8 protein-coding genes are annotated in these 6,822 nt (G+C 54.9%); 7 read left to right on the forward strand and 1 reads right to left on the reverse strand.

Going from position 1 to position 6,822, the window contains the following annotated elements; translation table 11 throughout:
- The coding region (locus KUC_RS17010) for a cache domain-containing protein (protein WP_040481455.1) at positions 1–745 on the reverse strand (745 nt) is incomplete at its 3' end.
- Positions 746–974: 229 nt separating this feature from the next.
- Between KUC_RS17010 and KUC_RS17015 the strand changes: the two genes are divergently transcribed.
- The 7 genes from KUC_RS17015 to KUC_RS17045 all read left to right on the forward strand — a co-directional run bounded on the left by KUC_RS17015 (position 975) and on the right by KUC_RS17045 (position 6,664).
- A complete protein-coding gene (locus KUC_RS17015) occupies positions 975–1,841 on the forward strand; it encodes an MBL fold metallo-hydrolase (protein WP_007114475.1) in 867 nt (288 codons plus the stop codon).
- A 29-nt stretch (positions 1,842–1,870) separates the two neighbouring features.
- Entirely contained in the window at positions 1,871–2,338 is a 468-nt protein-coding gene (locus KUC_RS17020) for a YeeE/YedE family protein (RefSeq protein WP_007114476.1), read from the forward strand.
- 20 nt (positions 2,339–2,358) lie between these two features.
- Positions 2,359–2,805 carry a DUF6691 family protein gene (locus tag KUC_RS17025; RefSeq protein WP_040481458.1) on the forward strand — a complete coding sequence of 149 codons (447 nt, stop codon included), beginning with the start codon at positions 2,359–2,361 and terminating at the stop codon, positions 2,803–2,805.
- Positions 2,806–2,931: 126 nt separating this feature from the next.
- Complete coding sequence (locus KUC_RS17030) at positions 2,932–3,633, forward strand: response regulator (RefSeq protein WP_040481461.1); 702 nt, start codon at positions 2,932–2,934, stop codon at positions 3,631–3,633.
- Positions 3,630–4,949, forward strand: a complete 1,320-nt coding sequence (locus KUC_RS17035) for an ATP-binding protein (RefSeq protein WP_007114479.1) — start codon at positions 3,630–3,632, stop codon at positions 4,947–4,949. The genes KUC_RS17030 and KUC_RS17035 overlap by 4 nt, the downstream gene beginning before the upstream one ends.
- Before the next feature lie 27 nt (positions 4,950–4,976).
- Positions 4,977–5,642, forward strand: a complete 666-nt coding sequence (locus KUC_RS17040) for a c-type cytochrome (RefSeq protein WP_007114480.1) — start codon at positions 4,977–4,979, stop codon at positions 5,640–5,642.
- A complete protein-coding gene (locus KUC_RS17045) occupies positions 5,639–6,664 on the forward strand; it encodes a c-type cytochrome (protein WP_007114481.1) in 1,026 nt (341 codons plus the stop codon). Before KUC_RS17040 ends, KUC_RS17045 begins: the two co-directional genes overlap by 4 nt.
- Positions 6,665–6,822: the final 158 nt, after the last annotated feature.

Below are 6,822 nucleotides of genomic sequence, written 5' to 3' on the forward strand. Positions count from 1 at the left end.
CAAACAGTAAGCTTTGCTGATCTTTCGCCGAAAGCTGGGTTACCTGAGTGAGATCTCCGTCAGCGATATTCCGCACCACGCTGGCGGCGTAACGTGGGTCACCGCCTAAACGACGAGAAACATCACGAATAACCCAGCCCATTAGCAGCGTTACCGGTAGGCCAATGATCAGCAGTATCACGATCGAGCGAATCAAGCCGTCAATAAAGGCGGCGTTAATATCATCGACATAAACGCCTGTCGCCAGCGACCATTCCCACTCGGGAAGGTGCGCGACATAACTGGTTTTCGGCAGCTGTTTATCACCACCCGCGCGGGTAGAGTAGTAGTCAACGTGACCTCCGCCAGCTTGGGCAACACGCAGCAACTCCGGGTATAGAACCATACCGCTGGCATCTTCATAACTGGTCATGTCAGTGCCGGGCGCGCGGGTGGGGTGGGAAATAATAAGTAATTTATTGTTGAACGAGAAAATATACTCGCCAGCCCCAAAGCCGACGCTAGTCATATTATCGATAGCGCGCTGTTGCGCTTCTTCCAGGCTGAGTTCTCCGGCGGCGACCCGTTCTTGCAGGGCTTCAATTTGACTTTGCACGCTTTCCACCACGTACTGAATGCTGTCGCGGCGTTCGTTCTCAATCGTTTGGCGGTTCTCCAAGGCTAGCCAGCCAACCAACAGCAGCATGGCAATCCAGATAATGCCCAGTGTTCCCCAGAGCTTTTGTGTCGTCGTTAAGTGAGTCATATTTTTCCTAGTTTTTGTAATTGAGTAGCTCTTCCACTATTTCTCTACTATCGGCCTAAACAAGAAAGATCTTAGCGAAATATCTCATAAACGTTATTTGGTGCATCAACGCTATTTTGCGCATGGTAGTAGCATGCAATATGCAAAAATAATCTAACTATAGAACTTAAAATGCACTATGCTGTCTTTATAGTACGAAAATGAGATTTCCACCCCATGGGAGGCAGCGATGCAACGCCCAATCGTTACGCACTTTTTTGATGAGCCCACGAACACTTTTAGCTATATCGTTCAAGACCCCGACAGCAGTGCCTGCGCGATTATAGATTCGGTGCTCGATTTTGATTATGCCGCTGGGCAAACGGACGTGCGATCAGCTGACAACATCATTGCTTTTATTCGCGAACACCATCTCGACGTTGCCTGGATTTTGGAGACCCATGTGCATGCCGACCACCTCTCTGCAGCGCCATACCTGCATGAGCAGTTAGGCGGTAAAACCGGGATTGGCGCTAACATAGTAAAGGTGCAGGAGATATTCGGTAAGGCGTTTAACGCGGGTACCGAGTTTGCCCGGGATGGCAGCCAATTTGATGCGCTGTTTGAAGAAGGGGATACGTTCACCGTTGGTCAATTACAGGGCCATGTACTGCATACCCCAGGGCATACGCCCGCCTGTTTAACTTATGTGGTCGGGGATGCTGCCTTTGTAGGCGATACGCTATTTATGCCGGATTATGGCACCGCGCGGTGCGATTTTCCGGGTGGCGATGCACGCACCCTGTATCACTCTATCCAAAAAGTGTTGGCGCTCCCGGAGCAAACGCGGCTGTTTTTATGCCACGACTATAAAGCCCCCGGCCGCGATACCTTTCAGCATGAAACCAGCGTAGCGGAACAGCGCAGTGAGAATGTCCATGTTCATGAAGGTATCAGCGAAGACGAGTTTGTGAAGATGCGCACCGAGCGCGACGCCACCTTAGGCATGCCACGGCTTATCATTCCTTCGGTGCAGATCAATATGCGTGCGGGTGAGCTGCCTCCCGCAGAAGATAACGGCACCATCTATCTCAAAGTGCCGATTAATTTTTTCTAACGGTTTAAGTGATATTTAGGGAGTTACGAGTGGATTGGACAGCAGGCTTACAAGGGCTGGTTGGGGGTGTGTTGATCGGGCTTTCTGCTACTTGGCTGATGGCAACGCTGGGGCGTATCGCAGGTATCAGTGGCATCGTGGGCAACTTGATTACCCAGCGCCCCAAGGGCGATAGCGCTTGGCGAGTGGCTTTTTTGTTAGGGCTGATTAGCGGCCCACTGCTGCTTATGGCGTTAGGTGGTGGTTTAGGCAATGTTGCCGGTAGCCCTGGAGAGGTGATTGGTGCGCCAGTGGGTGGCATTGGGATAATGCTGGTGGCTGGGCTGTTGGTCGGCGTAGGTACGGGGCTGGGCAGTGGTTGTACCAGCGGCCATGGCGTATGTGGTCTGGCGCGCTTGGCACCACGCTCCATGGCGGCCACCGGTATGTTTTTGCTGACGGCGCTAGTGACTGTCTATATCTCGCGCCACTTGCTAGGTCTAGGTGGCGTTCAATGAATAGTTCAATGAAAAGTTCAATGAGTGAGTCAAACAAGAATCGTTGGGTGAAAACAGCGGCTGGCTATGCGGCGGGGCTAATTTTCGGCCTCGGTTTAGCTGTTTCAGGCATGACCGACCCCGCGCGAGTAGTGGGGTTTCTAGACGTGGCGGGCGCCTGGGATCCAACGCTGATGTTCGTATTGGGTGGCGCCGTCGTCACCACCTTTATCGGCTATCGGCTGGTATTCAAGCGCTCGGCACCGCTGTTGGGTGGCGTCTTTCAGTTACCGACTAAACGGGAGTTAGACGCGAAGCTGTTAGGAGGCGCTGCCCTATTCGGCATCGGCTGGGGACTTTCCGGCTACTGCCCAGGGCCGGCGATTGCCTCCATCGGCGGCCTTTCATTACCGCTACTGGCCATGCTCGCCACGATGGTGCTGGGTTGGTTTGTTGCGAAGCGTTTTGCCGCTAAGCGGCTCGCCTAGCCATTCGTCCTTATTTGGCGATTGCCATGCTCACGCCCTTGCCATCACAGCAAGGGCGTTTTTATTTGTCTTAACGCTGGGTTAATGCCCGTCAGCCATGCTGGGGGTAATAAAAAGGAAACCGTTATGCACGTCTTGCTGATTGAAGATGACCCGCTTGTTGCTTCGGGTATTCGCGCTGGATTAATGACCTTCGATTTTGTGGTCGATCACGTCTCCACGTTGAACGCTGCCCGCCAGGCGATGCGAACCGTTACCAGTGATGTGGTCATTCTTGATCGCGGATTGCCTGATGGCGATGGTCTTCAATTGCTGGCCGAGTGGCGTGAACAAGCAAACGATGTGCCGGTGCTGGTGTTAACCGCAAGGGATGCGGTGCGTGACCGCGTGGATGGTCTGCAGGGCGGCGCCGATGACTATCTGGTGAAGCCTTTCGATTTAGATGAGCTGGTAGCGCGTTTGCACGCCTTGTTACGCCGAGTAGCAGGGCGCAGCATCGGCCTGATCTCCCACGGAGCGCTGTGCTTGGATCCAACGGCACGGGAAGTATACGTAGACGAAAGGCTGATTATGTTGTCTCGCCGGGAGTTGGTACTGCTTGAAACTTTCCTGCAATCGCCTCGCAGCGTCCTTTCAGCCGACCAGCTCAAAGATAGTCTTTATGGCATGAACGATGATGTCGAGAGTAATGCGCTGAATGTGCATATCCACCACCTGCGCCGCAAGCTGGGAAGCGGCGTGATTGAAACGGTGCGCGGGCTTGGTTACCGGCTGGGCAAGCCTGAAGCAGTGCATGTGGCCGGTACACCCTATAAGGGGCAGCTATGAGTTTACGCGCGCGCTTACTGCTTACCTTGGGATTAACGTTGGCACTGCTCTGGGGTGTGGCGGCGGCATGGCTGATGCGCGACCTGGAAGAGAAGTTTGTGGAAACCCTGGATCAGCGCTTAGCGCAGTCGGCAAGAATGGTGGCCGGGTTAGTTCTGCAACTGCCATTTGAGGTCTGGCAAGATGCCGAGCACCCCGTGATGTCTATTCCACCCATTGAGGGTCTTGCCTGCCAAGTGCACTCGCCCCAAGGCGAGATCATGGCGCGCACCCATGCCGACATGGACGCTATTCTCGCCCCGGGAGAGGGTGGGCACACTTATCGTCAGGCAGGCGACGTGACCTGGCGAGTATTTACCTACGAGCGTGGTGGCATCGTGATTACCACCGCTGACCGAATGGATGAGCGCGATATGCTGCTCAGCGGCGTTATACGGATGACCGTGGTGCCCTTTGTGGTAGCGCTGGTGGGCAGCATGTTTGCGCTCTGGCTGGGGGTTTGGCGTGGCTTAGCACCGCTAACACGGCTGCGTGAATCGCTGGCAAATCGCCATCCCGATGCGCTGGCACCTGTCGCTACCTATGGCCTACCCAAAGAGATACGGCCGCTGATTGAAACCCTCAATGCTCTTCTGGCGCGCGTACAGCAAACCATTATCCGCGAGCAGCGCTTCACCGATGATGCCGCCCACGAGCTGCGCACACCGCTTACCGCAATCAAAACCCACCTACAAGTTGCCCGCCGAGTCGAAGGGCAGGCCGCCATAGCATCGCTCAACTATGCTGAAGAGGGCGTGGTGCGGTTGAGTTCAACTCTTGACCAACTGCTTACGCTGGCTCGTGTAGAGGGTCGTGTGCGCTTTGATGATGGCGAGGCTAGCCGCGTTGCGGATGTGGCCGAACACGCCCTGGCGGATAGCCAGCACGACAAACCAGCGCGTTTTATAGTGCCGCCCAACTGGCCGGATGTGACCCTTGCTATGCCCCGTGAATTGGCCATAACCGCGTTGCGAAATTTGCTGGATAACGCTATCAGCCATGGGCCCGCTGCTACCCCCATCACCTTTGATGCGCAGTGGGAGCCAGGGGCGCGTCATCTTACCTTTAGCGTTAGTGACCAAGGGTTTGGCGTTGATGGCGCGACGCTTGAGCAGCTAACTCAACGATTCTGGCGAGCCAGTAAACAGCAGGGCAGTGGACTGGGGCTAGCCATTGTGGCTGCTATTGCCGAACGCTTTGGCGGCGAAGTGACGTTTGCAAGTCCTGCTGAAGGTGGTTTTACCGCCTGTTTGGTGGTGCCAGTGGTACGTAGCTAAAAACGATAACGTAAGGGAGAAACCGAGATGAATCAAAAATGCTTAAGCAGGTTTGGCCTGCTTATGGGGATCAGCCTGGTCACTGGAGGCGCACTGGCGCAGCAGGGTGACGCAGAGCGAGGCCAGGCAGCAGCAGCTACCTGCATAGCCTGTCACCAAGCAGATGGCAGCGGTATGAATGTACCTAATGGTGAGTCATGGCCGCGCTTAGCGGGTCTGAATGGTGACTATATCGCCAAGCAGTTGCACGACTTTAAAGCCGGGCAGCGTCAAAATGCCACCATGGTGACGTTTGCCAATATGCTCGACGACCAGCAAATAGCCGATGTGGCCGAATACTATAGCCAAATGCCGCTAACGCCGGGGAACGGTGGTGATGAGGCCGACGAAGCGCTGCTGGCCCGTGGTCAACAGCTTGCCGAACGTGGCGACTGGAACGCCTACATTGTTTCCTGCCAAAGCTGCCACGGGCCTGGTGGTATGGGCGTTGGCAGCACCTTCCCAGGTGTCGCCAGCCAGCATGCTGGCTATATCAGCGCTCAATTGACGGCGTGGAAAAACGAGACACGCAGCAACGACCCACAGGATCTCATGGGGGCTATTGCCAAACGCATGAGCGATAACGACATTCAGGCGGTGTCTGCCTGGTATGCCACGCAACCCGGTTCAGAAGCACAGGAGACAGCACAATGACCACCTGTCGTCGCCCTCTCGCCATAGCACTGACCGGCTGCTCGCTTGCGTTCGGAGTCGGTATTAGCGTTTATGCCACCAGTGTCTTTGCCCAGCAAGAAGAGCGCCCAGACGCTGCGCTGAATATGCTTGTACACGAACCACCCTCAATGGAAGATCTTGAGAATTCCGATATTCATCCGGAATTGAAGAGCGTCATTCGCTATGGTCACGATTTATTCACCAATACCCAGCAGTTGCGTGGTGAGAACGTGTTCAATGACATGAACTGCTCGAGCTGCCATTTGGGCGAAGGACGGGTGCCGTTCAGCGCGCCGGTGTGGGCGGCTGCCATAACGCTTCCGGATTTTCGTGGTAAGAACCAGCATGTGAATAACCTGGAAGAGCGTATTGCAGGGTGCTTTGCTTACTCCATGAACGGCGTGCCACCGGCGTATGGCAGCGATGAAATGCTGGCGCTAAGCGCCTACCATCAGTGGCTGGCCACCGGTGCGCCGATGTATCCAGACAAGCCGATCTATGGGCGTGGCTTCCCCGCGCCAGATGAGCCTGAGCAAGCGCCAGACTATGCCCGTGGTGAAACGGCTTACCAGGAAAACTGCGCCATATGTCACCAGCAGGATGGTTCTGGTCACTATGAAAACGGTGAGTACGTGTTTCCACCGCCCTGGGGCGACGGCTCCAATAATTGGGGGGCGGGGATCGTACGAGTCGATACCATGGCGGGCTTTATTTACCAAAACATGCCGCTTGGCCAGCCGCGCTCACTCAGTGCTCAAGACACTTGGGATATTGCGTACTATATAACTAGCCAAGAGCGCCCCCAAGACCCTCGCTACAACGGTGATGTCGCCGAGACAGCCGAGCAATTTGGCCCTACCTTCCATAAGCGTTCTTTGTATGGGCAAACCCGCGAACACGACGACCATGTGCTGGGTGACCACGACAATTTCGGAGAGAAAGGCGACATTAAACCCTGGAACGTCGGCATGCCGCGGTTTGAAAACCTTCCTGGGGAGTAATGCCGTCACGAAATATGATTGTGAAGAGCTTTCATTTTTGCATTGCAATGAGCCTTCTATGTTTATCATTGAGAGGTGTCCTCTTTATGTCACTGTGAGGAGCTTGCGACGAAGCAATCTTAGGCTGCGGTGGCGATTAACCCCGAGATTGCTTCACT

The sequence above is a fragment of the Vreelandella boliviensis LC1 genome (assembly GCF_000236035.1).
GTDB lineage: Bacteria > Pseudomonadota > Gammaproteobacteria > Pseudomonadales > Halomonadaceae > Vreelandella > Vreelandella boliviensis.

Excerpts from the sequence above, each read along its gene's own strand:
- KUC_RS17030 (WP_040481461.1), top strand. The coding sequence starts at position 2,932 with ATGCACGTCTTGCTGATTGAAGATGACCCGCTTGTTGCTTCGGGTATT.
- KUC_RS17035 (WP_007114479.1), top strand. The coding sequence starts at position 3,630 with ATGAGTTTACGCGCGCGCTTACTGCTTACCTTGGGATTAACGTTGGCA.
- KUC_RS17015 (WP_007114475.1), top strand. The coding sequence starts at position 975 with ATGCAACGCCCAATCGTTACGCACTTTTTTGATGAGCCCACGAACACT.
- KUC_RS17045 (WP_007114481.1), top strand. The coding sequence starts at position 5,639 with ATGACCACCTGTCGTCGCCCTCTCGCCATAGCACTGACCGGCTGCTCG.
- KUC_RS17040 (WP_007114480.1), top strand. The coding sequence starts at position 4,977 with ATGAATCAAAAATGCTTAAGCAGGTTTGGCCTGCTTATGGGGATCAGC.
- KUC_RS17025 (WP_040481458.1), top strand. The coding sequence starts at position 2,359 with ATGAGTGAGTCAAACAAGAATCGTTGGGTGAAAACAGCGGCTGGCTAT.